Raw genomic sequence first — 14,040 nt, forward strand, 5'->3', positions numbered from 1 at the left:
AGCTCGTCGGGCCTATCGGTATAGTTGCCGCGGATGAATAGTTCCACCGCGCGTGATGCATCCAAGTCACCGGACCGCCGTTTCGGGCCCGTCGTGTGGCTTGTCCCGGCACTGTTGTGCGTGGTGGCCTACTTTTTCCTGACCGGGCCGATCTGGCCGGTGCAGGCGCCGACGGGCGAGGTCCCGATCACCGGTGATTTCATCGATCTGCAGGTCTACCGGCTCGGCGTCGAAGCGCTGCGCGACGGCGGCAATATGTACGGCGAGCTGCCGAAGACGAACGCGGGCATCAGTCTGCCGTTCATCTATCCACCGTTCGCCGCCCTGGTGCTCGGGCCGTTCGCATTGCTGCCGTGGGACCCGGCCGCGTTCCTCTTCTTCGCCTCCTCGGTGGCCGCGCTGGCGGTGACGCTGTATCTGGTCGCCCGCCGCGTCTGGCCCGAGCGGGCCCAGCTGCGCACCGCGCTCTACGCGACGGCCTGCGCCGCGCCGCTGAGCATGCTGCTGGAGCCGATCTGGGCGACCCTGAACTTCGGGCAGGTCAACCTGCTGCTGATGGTGCTGGTCACGGCCGATGTGCTGGCGCTGCGGCCGAAGTGGCGGCGCGGGATCTTGATCGGCCTCGCCGCCGCGATCAAGCTGACGCCGGCCGCGTTCGTCCTCTACTTCCTGGTCAAGAAGGATTACCGGTCCGCCATCACCGCCGCCGTCACCGGCGCGGTGGCGACCCTGCTGAGTTTCGCGATCCTGCCCAAGGCGTCGGTCGAATACTGGTTCAACGGTATGGGCAATGTGTCCGGGTTGAGCGGTTCGTCATTCCAAACCAACCAGTCGATCCAGGCGCTGCTCGCCCGGTTCGGTATCGAGAAGCCGCTGTTCACGATCGCCTGGCTGGTGTTGAGCGCGCTGTTGCTGGTATTGGTTGTGGCCGCGATGCGGCGCACGCTGGATTTCCCGCCGCTCGCGCTGGCGATCAACGCGGTGTTCACGCTGCTGGTGTCGCCGATCTCCTGGTCGCATCACTGGGTGATGATCGCGCCCGCGCTGTTCGCGATGTTCGGATACGCGCTGCGTTTCCCCTGGCCGCGACGACTGCGCTGGTTCGCGGTCACGGCGATCACCGCCTGGGTCTTCGTCTACGGTCCACAGAACTGGCTGCCGGGAGATGACGATCGCGAATTGTCCTGGACTCCAGGGCAACACCTCGTCGGTGACACCTATGTGTGGCTGAGCGTGCTGCTGGTGGCGCTGTTCCTGGTGGCCACCCGGCGCTCGGCGCGGATCCTCGGTGACGTGGAACCGGCGGAGCTGCAGCCGATTCGCTAGGTTGGCGCTGCCTACCGCCCGGGAGATGATCCGAGCGGGGCAGCCACCTTGCATTCAACCCGTCGAAACTGAGATCGCACGGGTGATTCGGGTGTGATTCCCCTGAGAACGGGCCGGCTAACCGATGCCGCCATCGTGCCCGGCCAGAACAGTTCCGGAGTCGACCGCACCCGAGACCACGCTGGCGGACAGATCCACCAGCCGAAGGTTGTTGGCACGAGCGTGATTCCGCAATCGGTGAAATGCCTGGTCCATATCCAGCTCTCCGCGTTCGGCGAGTACGCCTTTGGCCTGCTCGATGACGATCCGGCTGTTCAGCGCCGAACGCAATTGGCTGTTCAAGGTTTCCGAGCGGTGCAGGATGCGGTGCTGCAGGATGCCGATGCAGGCGACATCGGCCAGCGCCTGCGCCACGCGCATATCCTCGCCCGACAGCGCGCCCTTGGTCGCGCCGAAAAGATTCAGCGCGCCGATGGTCTCGGTGCGCACCCGCAGCGGCATGGCGTAGACCGACAGGTAGCCGTTGTCCAGGCCGCGGCGGGCGAACTCCGGCCAGCGGGCCGCGGCGGCGGCGAGATCGTCGATCGGCACCGGCAGCCCGGTGTGATAGGCCTGCACACAAGGCCCGTGGGCCGATTCCAGCTGGAACAGCTCCAGCAGGTGGGTTCGTTCGCTGGTCGCCGCCAGCACCTGGAGTGTGCCGCGGTGATCGGCCAGCAGCAGCCCGGCCTGGGATGCGTCGAGTAGCCGCACGCAGGCCTCGACCAGCTGCTGGCAGAGTTCTACCACGTCGTAGTCGGCGACAAGCGTGTCGGCGAGTCGCACGAAGGCATCGATCAGCGGTCCTTCCCTGGATTCCATGGTGTGCTCCACCTTCCTTCAGTTGTTCTCGGGACCGAAACGCAGCTGGCGGCGCACCACCCGCTCGGCCACTTCGGTCAGGGAAAGCCCTTCGGCATAGGCGTATCCACGCAGCAGGGCGTAGGCGTCGCGGGCGGTGATTCCGGCCTGCGCGATGACCATGCCGGCGGCCTGGTGGATATCGCGGCTGGTGGTGGAGGCCTCCCACCACCACTCCTCGGTGCGATCGGCGTGGTCGGGGCCGCCATCGGTGTGAGCCGCGGCTTCGGTGGCGGCGAGATCGCGCAACGCCGCCGCACCGTCGATTCGCACCGGATCGTCCGTGTTCCCGTCGCTGCGTGGCCCACCGGACAACAGCAGCGTCGTCACCAGATCGGCGACGTGCAGACCCGCGGCCAGCGTTCGACGCGGCAATACGCCGGGCCGTGCGCAGTAGATGTCGAGTACGCCCAGCCGAATGGCCCCCAGGTGCAGCGGCAACGCGAACATCGCGCCGGTGATGCCCTTGTCGGCGACGGCGCTCAGGAAGTTCGGCCAGCGGTCGCCGTCCGCGCCGAGATCCGACACCAGCACCGGCGTGCCCTCGCTGATCGCCGTGATGCCGGGCCCCTCACCGAGCATCGCCTGCATCTCTTCCACCTCGGCCGCCACCTCGTCGCTGGCGCACCAGACCTGCATGCCCGCATCGGCCTCGTCGACCGCGATAGCGGCCCGCTCGACGGCGAGCACTTCCGCGGCGGCGACGCACAGCCCGCCGACCCGATTCCCGTCGTGGTGTAGGGCCGACAGAAATTGGGTGGTTACCTGGTCGAATGAGGTCATCGGACGCGATCCGGGGAGCTCACGCCACCGCGCCTGTCCCGTCCGCGTTCGTGTGGTCCCTGCGGTTGGCGCAGTGTGGCCCCCGCGTCGCGGACGTATGCGCGGGAGTCCTCGTTCGCCAGCATAGTCTTCACCGGAGTGCGCCACGCCCATGACGCGACGGATCAATCGCTCGAACCGGGCAGTGGGGCGGGTCTGTCGCCTTCCGCTAATGGCCGCGGCGTCGTACTATTCCAGGCCCACCGCCGCCGGACAGGCTGATTCGGATGACGCCGCCTCGAATCAGCGTGCTGCGGCTGACCTCGGAATCCACCTGTGTCGCACCGGATATCATCAGGGCCACCGTCGCGCGCAGTAATGTGGACTTGCGCCCGAGCCTGTCCGAATCGCTCACCGAGATGACGGAATTGCCGGCCCGGCAACGACTCCGGCGGATTGTCGGATCCGGAGCCGTGGACTCGGCATGATGGGTTAACGGGTGTCGCTCCGGCGGTGATAACGACTTCGGGGTCGACACAGGCATAGCAGGGAGACGCCCGATGTGGTGGTCCATGAGGCGGGCGACGCTGGTCGCGGCCGCGGTTTCGTTGACGCTCACCGGCGCGCCCGCCGCTGCCGTGCCACCGCCGACCGCGCAGACCGCGACGTTGCAGGCGGAACTGGACGAACTGGTCGCGACGACGGGGGTGCCGGGCGCCCAACTGATACACACCGTCGACGGCCGGGTGGACCAATTCGACAGTGGAACAGGCGATTTCAGCACCGGCGCGCGTTTTCCGGATGGTGCGCAGGTGCGAATCGCCAGTGTCACCAAGTCATTCGTGGCCACGGTGGTCTTGCAGCTGGTCGCGGAAGGGCGGGTCGAACTCGACGGTCCGGCGCAGCGCTATCTGCCCGGTGTGGTGCGTGGCCCCGGCGGGGACGGCACGATCATCACGGTGCGAAATCTGTTGCAGCACACCAGTGGTATTCCCAACTATCTGCCGCTGATCGATCAGGATTCCGTCGAGGGATTGCTGGCGGCGCGCTCACCGGCCGAGTTGATCCGGCTCGGGCTCGACCGCCCGGCGGAGTTCCCGCCGGGCACGGAGGTCGGCTACTCCAACACGAACTATCTGCTGCTGGGTCAGCTCATCGAACGGGTCACCGGACTGCCGGTAGGTGTGGAGGTGACGCGGCGGATCCTGGTGCCACTCGGCATGTTCGCGACGTACTGGCCGTTGTACCCCGTCGAGCAGGTGATCCGCGGTCCGCACCCGCGCGGCTATCACGACTTCGGGGAAACCCGGGTGGACGTCACCGATATCGATGCCGGATGGGGTCTGGCCGACGGCGCGATGGTCGCCACCGGCGGCGACCTCAACCGGTTCTTCCTGGCGCTGCTGTCGGGGGAACTCCTGCCACCGGACTTGCTCGCGCAGATGCGGACCGGCCTGCCCACCGGCCTGACCGGCTACGCCGAAGCCGCCGGGCTCGGCCTGTTCCGGTTCTCCACCGCGTGTGGTGTCCAGGCCTGGGGGCACACCGGCGCGATTCACGGATTCAGCACGCTCAGCGTGGCCACCGAAACGCGCGCCGTCACCGTGCTCATGAACGAATTGCCGGGCATCGCAGGCAATATCGGCATCACCATCGGCTCCGACACCCTGCTCGAGGCAGTACTGTGCATGAACTGACCGGGTGCATCGAGCTGCCCGGCGCGGGTTCGGTGGGACGCTCGGCCAACCAGCGCCGGTAAGCCGACCGGTCGGAACTCTCTGTGAGTTCCGCTGTCGCTCAATCAGTTACGCGTACACGGAGTAGGATTTATCCGGCATATTCGAACCGGCCGAAGGGGAACCTACTGTGAGCGTTATTCTCGCCGCGACACAGGACTTGGTCGGCTCCGCCGTACTGGCCCAGGTCGGCAACCCGGAACCGCTGGCCCCGCCGATCGCGGACAAGTTCCAACAGATGGTCAGCTATTTCACCTGGTTCGTGCTGCTGGCCGGCATCGTCGCCATCATCTTCGCGGGCGGCAAGTTCGCCTGGGAGAAGTGGACCGGCGGCGGCCTGCAATCGCCGAAGATGGTGGCGGGCGCGATGATCGGTGGCGTGGTCGCCACCAGCGCGGGCACCATCATGAACGCACTCGTCGGTACCTAGCTCTACCACGCGCCGGGATCGGTGTTCGCGCCGCACAGCACGACGCACACCCGTTCACCGGGCGCGGGCCGGTAGCGGCCGGAGGTGATCGCCGCGAGCGCCGTCGCCGCGCCGTGTTCCACCACGATGCGGCGATCCGACCACAGCATTCGCCGCGCCGCGACGATCTCGTCATCGGTCACGAGCACCGACTCGGCGTCGAACCGCCGCGCCGCGGTGACGGCGAGCTGGGTGGCCCGGCGCGCCCCGAGCGAGTCCGCCGCGATCGAGTTCACCTCCACATCGACCGGCTCCCCGGCCGCCAGTGCGGCGTTCAACGCACAGCTCGCGGCCGGTTCGATCGCGATCGTCCGCACGCCGTAATGCCCTGCGGCCGTTGCCACCCCGGCGAACAAGCCGCCACCGCCCACCGCGACCAGGATGGTGTCCAACTCGGGCAGCCGCTGGTGGATCTCCTCGGCGAGCGTGCCCGCCCCCGCCGCGATCAGCGGATGATCGTAGGCGGCCGACAGCAAGGCGCCGCTGGACGCCGCGAACTCCCGGCAGGCCGCCAGCGCATCGGCGTACTCGGAGCCGGCCAGCCGCACCTGTGCGCCGTAGTCGCGCAATCGCTCGACCTTGACCGCGGGCGCTGTCGTCGGGACGAACACCGTCGCCGGAATGCCCTGACTACGGGCCGCCCACGCGCAGGCCAGACCCGCGTTACCGCCCGAGGCGATGCTCACCCCGGCCTCGGGCACCGTGCCCGCGTCCTTGTGCGCCTGGAGGAAGTTCTGTGCCCCACGGGCTTTGAACGTGCCGGTGTGCTGCATGTACTCCAGGGCGAACCACGCTGTGAACGGATCCGACCCGCCGGGCCCGATGCCCCCCGCGGGTGCCACGGCGACCGGACGGATCCGGCCGTCGATGCGAGCGGCGGCGTCTTTGACATCCCCGTAGGACAGTTCCATCATGCTCCTCGGTGCGCGGTCGATCCGCCCACCATTCTGTCCGATGCCGGTTCGGTTACCGTCGGGGGTGCTCGGGGACGTTGCGCCGCAGCAGGGCCAGCAGATCGTTCAGGTGCCGCTGGTAGGCCTGTTCGTCGAACACCGGGGTGTCACGCATGGTGAAACCGTGCGCGGTGTCCGGGTAGACGACCGAGGTGTGCGGCACCGCCGCCGATTTCAGGGATCGCTCCAGAACTTCGATGTCTGCCGGTGTCATCGACTGGTCCGCGCTCGCGTGCGCGATGAACAACTCGGCGGTGGCGTCGCCGATCGAGTGGTGCGGGCTGTCCGGCGCGTCGACCTCGGCGAGCCGTCCACCGTGGAAGCTGGCGGCGGCGGCGATGCGGGTGGTGTAAGCGGCGGCGACGCGCAACGCCATCCGCCCGCCCATGCAGTAACCGACGACGCCGATCGCGCCCGGCGCGCAGAACTCCGACGCGGCAAGATAATTCAGATAGACCGCCGCGTCCTGTAGTGATTTCGCCGGGGTGAGCGCGGCCCGTACCGGGCCGAGTTTCTTGAAGAATTCCGCATGCCCGGCCGGATCGCGCCGATCGGGCATCGGCAATACCGGCGAACGGCCGGACCGATACAGCACGTTCGGTGCAAGCACCGTGAAGCCGTCGGCCGCAATGGTTTCCATAATCTCCCGGATGACCGGCCGCAGGCCGTAGGCATCGGGAAATAGCAGTACCCCGGGGTGCTGGGCCCCGTCGGCGGGATGCGCCAGGTAACAATCCGCGATGCCGTCCGGCAACGAGATATCGGGGGTGCGGAATGCGACGGAGTTGCTCATCGGTGCCCTCCAAGACAATTGCCGGTCGATACAGCGACGCGCGCGGCCGACAGCGGCGGCCACGTGCGCGATCATAGCGGCGGATCAGCGGTTTCGTCCTCGGCGCGGAATCCGGTGGCGGGTCTTAATTAATTCCGAATAAATGCGGCCGGGTAGTCTGCATTCGCTGTTGAAGATTCATGCTCGGTTCGAACCATTGATCCCGACCTGCCGCCTGGTGCGCGGGCGTGACGAGAGGTTGACCTGTGAGGCTGATCTGGCTGACGGTTCCGGCGCTGCTCGCGGCGACGGTGGCGGGGTGCGCCGATGACGACAAGGCGCAGGAGGCGGCGCCTGTCACCACCACGACGGTCGCCGCGGTGACCACGACCGTCGCGCCGGTGGTGATCGAGGGGGTGCGAGTTCCGCTGGGCGACACCGAGATGGTCGTCGTGCCCGCGGACGCGGTGATGGACATCAAGGTGCCCGCCGCCTGGGGTGACGCGGTCGCCGGGCTGCGCTGCACGGTGACCGACAGCACCGGCCGCAACGAGGACCTGCGCTCCGGGGACCAGCGCAAGCGCGAAACCGTCGACGGCCGCGACTGGACCACCCTGTGGACCTTCTCGTCCTCCCCGGCCACCGAGGTCACCGTCGGCTGCAAGGACCCGCAGGCCAAAGTCGACACCGGCGACGTCGACTACCTGCGCGTCACGCCCCGCGGCCTGCTCCCGGAGTAGATGTCACCGGCCCGACGTAGCCTGTGAGCGTGGCTGACAGCACCGAGTCACCGGGTTACCGGGAGCGGCCGTCGCGCTTCGGCGACGCGGTCGTGTGGGAGCGCACCGTGGGCGCCGGTGACGTAGCGCCGGTGCTGCCCGATGGGTGCATCGACCTGCTGTGGCGCGACGGCAGCCTGGTCGTCGCGGGTCCGGACACCGCCGCCTACGCCCCGGCCGTGCCGGCTGGCGTACGGATCGCGGGCATCCGGTTCTTCCCCGGCGTCGCGCCCGCGCTGCTCGGTGTGCCCGCGCACGAATTGCGGGATCGCCGAGTGCCATTGGCCGATCTGTGGCCTGCTGCACGGGTGCGCAGGCTCACCGAGCAGGTCGACGACGCACCTGACCTACCGGCCGCGCTCGAGGCCATCGCGCTGGACCGAGCGGCCGAAGCGGACCCGGCCGATCCGCTGTTGCGCCGGATCGCGCTGGCCCTCGGCTCCGGGCGGTCCGTCGCGGCCACCGCGGCCGCGGCGGGGCTCAATGCCCGTGTGCTGCACCGGCGTTCGCTGGTCGCCTTCGGTTACGGCCCGAAGACGCTGGCCCGGATCCTGCGCCTGCAGCGCGCCCTGGCGGCAGCGCGTTCCGGCACTCCCTTCGCCGATACCGCGGCCCGGACGGGTTTCGCGGATCAGGCGCACCTGGCCCGCGAGGTGCGCGAACTGGCGGGAATGCCCTTGGGGCAGTTGCTCGGTCGCGCTCAGAGTCAGGAGAGCGGCGCGTAGAGGTCGACGCCGTTACCGTCCGGGTCCTTGATGACGGCGTACCGCTGGCCCCATACCGCGTCGAAGGGTTTGAGCTCACCCTCGTACCCGGCGTCCACCAGTTCGGCGAACACGGAATCGACCTCGGCGGGGCCGGCGCAGCGGAACGCCATGCCGACCCGGCCGCCGTCAGCCGTCGCCTGCCATCCGGGATAGAACGAGCGAATCACATCCTCGGTGTCCAGGGCGACCCGGATACCACCGGGAGTGGTGGCCTCCACGTGCGCTTCGCCCTCGGAACCCGCCGGAAACGCCAGTCCGAGCCGCCGGTAGAAGGCGACGGATGCGGCCATGTCCGAAACCACGATGCTGAGGAAATCCAATTGCGGTGTCATGCCGGCAACTCTAGGAGCGGGCTCCGGGAGCGGTCTTGAAGAAATCGGACTCAGTGCGGCGCGGGCACCAGTTCCGCGATCAGATTCTCCACGAGGATGCGGATGTGGTCGCGGATCGTGCGCACCACCTCGATGGACTGGCCCGACGGGTCGGGCAGCACCCAGTCCCGGTAGCTGATGCCGGGGAAGTACGGGCAGGCGTCGCCACAGCCCATGGTGATCACCACATCCGAAACCCCCACCGCTTCGTCGGTCAGCTTCTTCGGCGCCGCGCCGGAGATGTCGATGCCGACCTCGGCCATCGCGGCCACGGCGATCGGGTTCACCTGCGCACCGGGTTCGCTGCCGGCGGAACGCACCTCGATACGGTCCCCGGCGAGCGCGGTGAGGAATCCGGCTGCCATCTGGGAGCGGCCGGCATTGTGCACGCAGACGAACAGCACACTGGGTGTGTGGGCCATCGAGCGCCTTTCGGGGGTGAGGAGAGTAACCAGGGCTGTGCCGCCTGCCCAACGCGACGTCGTTGGGCCGAAACGCTGTCGTAGCGTAAGGGATACAGGTTCTCGCCTCATGCAGATGGGCCGGTTCCGGCGCGTTCGAGGCGCCGCGCTGGGCTTGCCGGAGGATTGCTATGCAGCTCGGGGTGGGTGACAGCAAACCGGGCCCGCGCTTGGCGGGCCCGGTTCGGGCGTGTCGGTTCCGGCTGTCAGATCGGGCGCAGGTCGATGACCTTGCGCAGACGCTGACGATCGCGTTCCAACCGCCGCGCCTCGTAGGCGATCGGGAAATAGCGCAGCCGTTCCGGCAGCAACGGCACCAGCCGGGCGAGTAGCCAGCCCAGTGCCCGGAGTTTGCGCTCGTCCGCCTCGGACCAGGACAGGCCGAGCTTTCGGCGCGCGGGTTCGGGCGTGGTGCCGACCGTGACGAAGTACTGCAGTGTGCCCACCGGAGCGACCGCGGCCCGCCAGATCGGCGTGAGCATGCGCGGTAGCTGCTTGGGTGGCGCGATCGATCGGATGACCCGCAGGTAGTCGCGCGCGGTATCGGTGGCCTCCAAGTGGTTCTCCACCATGTCGGCGAAGAACTTCTCGAACGCGGCGAAGTCGGCGGGAATCTCCTTGGGCGCCACCGAGAAATTGCGCATCATCTGCAATGTCTCCTGGTAGTACGCCTCTTTCTCCGCATAGGTGAGCGGCCGGCGCGCGAAGTACTTCGCGTTCTCGGTGAAGGCGAAAGTCCCCGTGTGCAGAACCCAGGCCCACGGGCCCGAGGCCAGCGCCTTGTGCTTGACGCCCGCCGCGTCGGTGGTGTTGAGCGAGGCGTGCATGGTGCGTAGCCGGTCGGCTTCGGCGAGCGCCTCCTCGCCGCCGTAAACCCACATCATCACCGAGGAGATGCTGCGCAGCGCCCGGCCCACCGGGTCGGTGCGGAAGGTGGAGTGCGCGTCGACCACCGCGGAGATCGTCGGCTCCATGGTCTGCAGCAGGAAGGCCGAACCGGCCGTGAGCGAGAAGGTGATGAGCCCGGTTTCGTCCCACGTCCGGGTGCCGGGCCGAAAGGGGCTGGGCGGCGGGAGTTCCGGTGCGGCGGCTTCGAGGGCGACAGTCATCGCGATCTCCTTTGATCGACCTTCACAAGATAATGAGAAGATTAGACCAACATTCTCTCATTATCTAGGTCTGCCGGTACCCGCCCTCCTGCACTCGGGAGTCTCAGTCGATAGGGCCGAGGACTCGATCCAGATAGGGATTGGCGAACAGGCCCTTGGGATCGAGTCGACGGCGCACCTCCGCGAACTCGTCCCAGTGCGGGTAGCGCTCGCGCAGGGTGCCGGCGGTCTGGAAGTGGCGCTTGCCCCAATGCGGGCGGCCCGCATAGCGATCGAAAACGGCTTCGCAGGCACGGAAGAACGGCTCCCACTCCATGCCCTGATACTGGTGCACCGCGATGTAGCAGGTGTCGCGGCCGCCCGCGGGGGACAGGAACGCGTCGTCGGGCGCGACCCAGCGCACTTCGATGGGCATCGGCGTCTCGTACTTCGCGGCCAGTTCCTTGATCTCACGGATCGCCGCGGCCGAATGTGCGCGCGGTATCGCGTATTCCATCTCCGTGAAGCGGAACAGTCTCGGGGAGGCGAACACCCGGTACGAGCGGTCGACCTGACGGCGGTAGCTGCCCGCGTAGGCCGCGCCGCGGTGGATCCACGGGATCATGCCCGGCCGCCACTTGCTGAGCCGGCACAGGCCGTCGAACATGTGGTTCGACATCAGAATGTCGGCGAACCAGTCCACCGCCTTGGCGCGCGGTTGCTCGGGTAGCTCGGTCTTGTTGTTGCGCTTGGTCATCGCCAGCGGGCTGTGCGCGAACATGTAGAACTCGAAGTGCTCGTTGCCGTCGACGTAGGAATCGAGGTCGTCCAGGATCTCCTCGACCGGCACCGGCCGCTCGATGCCTTCCAGCACGAACGAGGGCACCAGTCGCAGTGTCACCGCGGAGACGACGCCGAGGGCGCCGACGCTGACCCGGGCGGCCCGCCAGCCGTCCGGATCGGAGGCTTCGTTCAGTTCCAGCACGCTGCCGTCGGCCAGCACCAATTCCACCGAATGCAGTGCGGCCGAGATGTTCTGCAGGCCGGCGCCGGTGCCGTGGGTGCCGGTGGCGGTCGCGCCGGCGATGGTCTGCACATCGATGTCGCCGAGATTGGGGAACGCGAGACCGGAGGCGTGCAGGGCGTTGCTCGCGGCGTTGAGGGTGATGCCGCCCTCGACCCGCACCAGTCCGGAGGCGCTGTCGACCTCGAGGATGCGGTTCATGTTCGACAGGTTCATCAGGGTGCCGTCGGTGAGGACGGTGTCGGTGAACGAATGTCCCGCACCGGCGACGCGCACGGTGTGTCCGCGGTCGGTGGCGCGCGCGAGGATGTCCGCGATCTCGTCGCGATTGCGCGGTGCGGCGACATCCGCCGGAGCGCACTGCTGATCCCCGGCCCAGTTCACCCACGAGTTGGTCATGTGACCAACTTTAAGCGAACAATGTGACCTGCGCTACCTGCTTGCTGGTTTTCAGGTATTCCGGCGGCGGCCGGTGCACCCCTTGGCCTGCTCGACCTCGGCGTCGCTCAGCGGCGGCACGGTCAGCGGCCGCCGCGGCACCGCGTCCGAGCGCATCCCGTTGAGGGTGATGGCCATATAGCGCTGCCAGGTCTCGGAGTTGACCGGCCGGGCGAATTCGGCCAGCGCGTCGACCATGTGGATGAGCGCGAAGAAATCCGACGGCTCGATACCGGGCGCCAGCGCACCGGCCTGCTGGGCCCGGTCGATGAGGAAGCCGACGGTCGGCTTGATGCGATCGCGGACCTGGGTGAACCGCTCCAGATCGTCCTCGAGTTCCAGCAGGACATCGCTGAAGCCACGATTGGTGGCCAAATGGGTGCACGCGTACTCGAAGAACTGCACCACCCCGAGCCAGGGGTCGTCGTGCCGGGCCGCGTCCTCGGCGGCGACCGCGAACTCGTCGATCTTCTGCGCGAAGACCTCCGTGATCAGTTCCTTCTTGTTGGCGAACCGGCGATACACCGTTCCGACGCCGACTCCCGCGCGCTCGGCGACGTCGTCGAGCGTGATCTCCAGGCCGTGCTCGGCGAACAGGTCCGCCGCGGCGGCGAGGATCCGTTGCTGGTTGCGTGCGGCATCGGCGCGCAAACGCCGTGGTGGAGCGGGGGTAGTGGCCTGATTCACAACTCGATGCTAGCAACGGATCGGGTAAGTGGAGACTTGATCTCCGTTAAAGCTCGGCCCCGGCGTGGCAGCCGGGGCCGTTTCAGCGGAGAGCGGGTCAGCAGTTGGAAGGCGCGGGGAGACCCGCGAACCGGTCGGACATGTACACGAAGGCGTTCGGCAGACCCTGAATGCCCGCGATGCCGTGATCGGCGCCGGGAATCATCTCCAGCAGCACCGGCGTCCCCGCGTGGCAGTAGCGTCCGGCCAGCTCGCGCACCAGCTGCGGGCTGACCTGATCCGCGTCACCGTGCCATTCGAAAACCGGTGCACGGGGGACGCCCGGGTAGGTCTCCAGACTGTTCTCGTGCAGGATCCGGATCAGGGCCGGATCGGCGTCACTCAGCGCGACCTGGGTCGCCGAAGGCATGAACACGTCGTAGAAACTGCGGTTCGCGCCCATCGAAATGATCTCGGCGGAGCAAGCGTTCGCCATCTGGCCACGCAGTTCGTTGCCCGCGTCGTTGAGCTTGGACGCCATGTCGACCTCGTTGGAGTACTCCCGCTCCAAGCCGATCGCGGCCGCGAAGCCGAGCCCGAACAGGGCGTGCGGAGTCTGGCCGACATCCAGCGCGAGTTTGCCGATATTGACCGGCACCCCGCCCTGGGCGACGCCGACGATCGGCAGTTCCGGCGCGTAATCCGGAGCCATAGCCGCCGCGAAGCCGGTTGTCATGCCGCCGCCGGAGTACCCGGTCAGACCGACCTGGCTGTCCGCGAGACGCGCCGGTTCGAAGCGCCGGACCGCGCGGATGCTGTCGAGGGTGATCTTGCCGCCGAGCTGGGCCGCGCCGTAGGCGCTCGTCGGGCCGAGATGATCGGGGACGTTCACCGCCCAGCCGCGGCTCAGTGGGATGTTCAGTGCCGCCGCCTCCTGCATCTGGCCGTTGAACAGGCTGTGCGACGGTGCGCACTGCAGGCCGAGCGAGTTGACGAAGGGCTGATACGAGAGCAGCGGGCGCCCGCCGCTACTTCCGGTGTCGCTGCTGCCGGCGCCGCCCGCGGGGATCATCAGGGTGGTGACGGCGGCGATCGGGTTGTCGTGGGAATCGTTGGAGCGAAACAGCAACTGCCAGCCGGTCGCGCCGGGGAAGCCGGGCGTCGGGACCGGACGGCTGCGGATGACATCGCCGGGTTGGAAGTTGGCCAAATCGGGGGGCGCCCAGTAGAAGGCGTCGGGGTCCGGCAGCGGGTAGATCGCCGCCGTGGCGGGTGGCGCGCCGGCCAGGCCGGCCGAAAGGGCCGTGGCCGCAACGACTGTGAGCGCGCGGACCGCCGCGCGTCGCAACCACTGCACGCTGAAGGTTTGCGGCGGTGTGGTCGCCCGCTCTTGACGTGTGGTCGGAACTGCCTGTCCTGCCGCCATCTTCGCTCCCGGTATGAGGGTGTGGAGAATCGAGGAACTTTCGGCGAAACCTTCGTGGAATTCGTACGTGGTACCGGCGCGCGAGTCAACGAACGACGCTGT

General features: G+C 67.9%; 16 protein-coding genes. 6 read left to right on the forward strand and 10 right to left on the reverse strand.

The features are described from left to right. Window positions 1-33 precede the first annotated feature (33 nt). On the forward strand, window positions 34-1,326 hold the full coding sequence (locus BJ987_RS12645) for a glycosyltransferase 87 family protein (RefSeq protein WP_209888582.1): 1,293 nt from the start codon (window positions 34-36) through the stop codon (window positions 1,324-1,326). Window positions 1,327-1,443: 117 nt separating this feature from the next. Here the strand turns inward: BJ987_RS12645 and BJ987_RS12650 are convergent, their stop codons facing one another. Together BJ987_RS12650 and BJ987_RS12655 are read right to left on the reverse strand one after the other, a co-directional pair. After that, the gene (locus BJ987_RS12650; protein WP_209888585.1) at window positions 1,444-2,187 is read right to left on the reverse strand and encodes a GAF and ANTAR domain-containing protein; all 744 of its coding nucleotides are present in this window, start codon (window positions 2,185-2,187) and stop codon (window positions 1,444-1,446) included. Between the two features lie 18 nt (window positions 2,188-2,205). Next, a complete protein-coding gene (locus BJ987_RS12655; RefSeq protein WP_209888589.1) occupies window positions 2,206-3,009 on the reverse strand; it encodes a GAF and ANTAR domain-containing protein in 804 nt (267 codons plus the stop codon). A gap of 266 nt (window positions 3,010-3,275) precedes the next feature. Here BJ987_RS12655 and BJ987_RS12660 point away from each other — a divergent pair, with 266 nt between their 5' ends. The 3 genes from BJ987_RS12660 to BJ987_RS12670 all read left to right on the forward strand — a co-directional run bounded on the left by BJ987_RS12660 (window position 3,276) and on the right by BJ987_RS12670 (window position 5,154). After that, entirely contained in the window at window positions 3,276-3,476 is a 201-nt protein-coding gene (locus BJ987_RS12660; RefSeq protein WP_209888591.1) for a hypothetical protein, read from the forward strand. 72 nt (window positions 3,477-3,548) lie between these two features. After that, on the forward strand, window positions 3,549-4,685 hold the full coding sequence (locus tag BJ987_RS12665; RefSeq protein WP_209888593.1) for a serine hydrolase domain-containing protein: 1,137 nt from the start codon (window positions 3,549-3,551) through the stop codon (window positions 4,683-4,685). A gap of 169 nt (window positions 4,686-4,854) precedes the next feature. Beyond that, on the forward strand, window positions 4,855-5,154 hold the full coding sequence (locus BJ987_RS12670) for a hypothetical protein (protein ID WP_209888595.1): 300 nt from the start codon (window positions 4,855-4,857) through the stop codon (window positions 5,152-5,154). A gap of 2 nt (window positions 5,155-5,156) precedes the next feature. Here the strand turns inward: BJ987_RS12670 and BJ987_RS12675 are convergent, their stop codons facing one another. Together BJ987_RS12675 and BJ987_RS12680 are read right to left on the reverse strand one after the other, a co-directional pair. Further along, window positions 5,157-6,104: a threonine/serine dehydratase gene (locus BJ987_RS12675; protein ID WP_209888597.1), complete on the reverse strand. Its 948-nt coding sequence runs from the start codon at window positions 6,102-6,104 to the stop codon at window positions 5,157-5,159. A gap of 55 nt (window positions 6,105-6,159) precedes the next feature. Further along, a complete protein-coding gene (locus BJ987_RS12680; protein ID WP_209888599.1) occupies window positions 6,160-6,939 on the reverse strand; it encodes a dienelactone hydrolase family protein in 780 nt (259 codons plus the stop codon). Between the two features lie 245 nt (window positions 6,940-7,184). On the opposite strand from BJ987_RS12680, the gene BJ987_RS12685 reads away from it, so the two are divergent. Both BJ987_RS12685 and BJ987_RS37990 read left to right on the forward strand, forming a co-directional pair. After that, window positions 7,185-7,658 carry a hypothetical protein gene (locus tag BJ987_RS12685; protein WP_209888601.1) on the forward strand — a complete coding sequence of 158 codons (474 nt, stop codon included), beginning with the start codon at window positions 7,185-7,187 and terminating at the stop codon, window positions 7,656-7,658. Window positions 7,659-7,687: 29 nt separating this feature from the next. Continuing rightward, entirely contained in the window at window positions 7,688-8,422 is a 735-nt protein-coding gene (locus BJ987_RS37990; protein ID WP_209888603.1) for a helix-turn-helix domain-containing protein, read from the forward strand. Here BJ987_RS37990 and BJ987_RS12695 read toward each other — a convergent pair. From BJ987_RS12695 to BJ987_RS12720, 6 genes are all read right to left on the reverse strand, one after another. Then, window positions 8,404-8,796: a VOC family protein gene (locus BJ987_RS12695; protein WP_209888606.1), complete on the reverse strand. Its 393-nt coding sequence runs from the start codon at window positions 8,794-8,796 to the stop codon at window positions 8,404-8,406. The genes BJ987_RS37990 and BJ987_RS12695 overlap by 19 nt on opposite strands. 50 nt (window positions 8,797-8,846) lie before the next feature. Further along, the gene (locus BJ987_RS12700; protein ID WP_209888609.1) at window positions 8,847-9,257 is read right to left on the reverse strand and encodes an arsenate reductase ArsC; all 411 of its coding nucleotides are present in this window, start codon (window positions 9,255-9,257) and stop codon (window positions 8,847-8,849) included. A 245-nt stretch (window positions 9,258-9,502) separates the two neighbouring features. Further along, window positions 9,503-10,405 (reverse strand): oxygenase MpaB family protein, encoded by a 903-nt coding sequence (locus tag BJ987_RS12705; RefSeq protein WP_209888612.1) that lies wholly within the window; start codon window positions 10,403-10,405, stop codon window positions 9,503-9,505. Between the two features lie 103 nt (window positions 10,406-10,508). Next, window positions 10,509-11,807, reverse strand: a complete 1,299-nt coding sequence (locus BJ987_RS12710) for a D-arabinono-1,4-lactone oxidase (protein WP_209888615.1) — start codon at window positions 11,805-11,807, stop codon at window positions 10,509-10,511. A gap of 51 nt (window positions 11,808-11,858) precedes the next feature. Continuing rightward, a complete protein-coding gene (locus BJ987_RS12715; RefSeq protein ID WP_209888618.1) occupies window positions 11,859-12,533 on the reverse strand; it encodes a TetR/AcrR family transcriptional regulator in 675 nt (224 codons plus the stop codon). 97 nt (window positions 12,534-12,630) lie between these two features. Continuing rightward, window positions 12,631-13,860, reverse strand: coding sequence for a lipase family protein (locus BJ987_RS12720; protein WP_443677975.1), 1,230 nt, complete (start codon window positions 13,858-13,860; stop codon window positions 12,631-12,633). Window positions 13,861-14,040 lie beyond the last annotated feature (180 nt).

Source organism: Nocardia goodfellowii (genome assembly GCF_017875645.1).
GTDB lineage: Bacteria > Actinomycetota > Actinomycetes > Mycobacteriales > Mycobacteriaceae > Nocardia > Nocardia goodfellowii.

What these genes read in the sequence shown, in the direction of transcription:
- BJ987_RS12645 (WP_209888582.1), top strand. Translation starts at nt 34, where the DNA reads ATGAATAGTTCCACCGCGCGTGATGCATCCAAGTCACCGGACCGCCGT.
- BJ987_RS12650 (WP_209888585.1), bottom strand. Translation starts at nt 2,187, where the DNA reads ATGGAATCCAGGGAAGGACCGCTGATCGATGCCTTCGTGCGACTCGCC.
- BJ987_RS12655 (WP_209888589.1), bottom strand. Translation starts at nt 3,009, where the DNA reads ATGACCTCATTCGACCAGGTAACCACCCAATTTCTGTCGGCCCTACAC.
- BJ987_RS12660 (WP_209888591.1), top strand. Translation starts at nt 3,276, where the DNA reads ATGACGCCGCCTCGAATCAGCGTGCTGCGGCTGACCTCGGAATCCACC.
- BJ987_RS12665 (WP_209888593.1), top strand. Translation starts at nt 3,549, where the DNA reads ATGTGGTGGTCCATGAGGCGGGCGACGCTGGTCGCGGCCGCGGTTTCG.
- BJ987_RS12675 (WP_209888597.1), bottom strand. Translation starts at nt 6,104, where the DNA reads ATGGAACTGTCCTACGGGGATGTCAAAGACGCCGCCGCTCGCATCGAC.
- BJ987_RS12680 (WP_209888599.1), bottom strand. Translation starts at nt 6,939, where the DNA reads ATGAGCAACTCCGTCGCATTCCGCACCCCCGATATCTCGTTGCCGGAC.
- BJ987_RS12695 (WP_209888606.1), bottom strand. Translation starts at nt 8,796, where the DNA reads ATGACACCGCAATTGGATTTCCTCAGCATCGTGGTTTCGGACATGGCC.
- BJ987_RS12700 (WP_209888609.1), bottom strand. Translation starts at nt 9,257, where the DNA reads ATGGCCCACACACCCAGTGTGCTGTTCGTCTGCGTGCACAATGCCGGC.
- BJ987_RS12705 (WP_209888612.1), bottom strand. Translation starts at nt 10,405, where the DNA reads ATGACTGTCGCCCTCGAAGCCGCCGCACCGGAACTCCCGCCGCCCAGC.
- BJ987_RS12710 (WP_209888615.1), bottom strand. Translation starts at nt 11,807, where the DNA reads ATGACCAACTCGTGGGTGAACTGGGCCGGGGATCAGCAGTGCGCTCCG.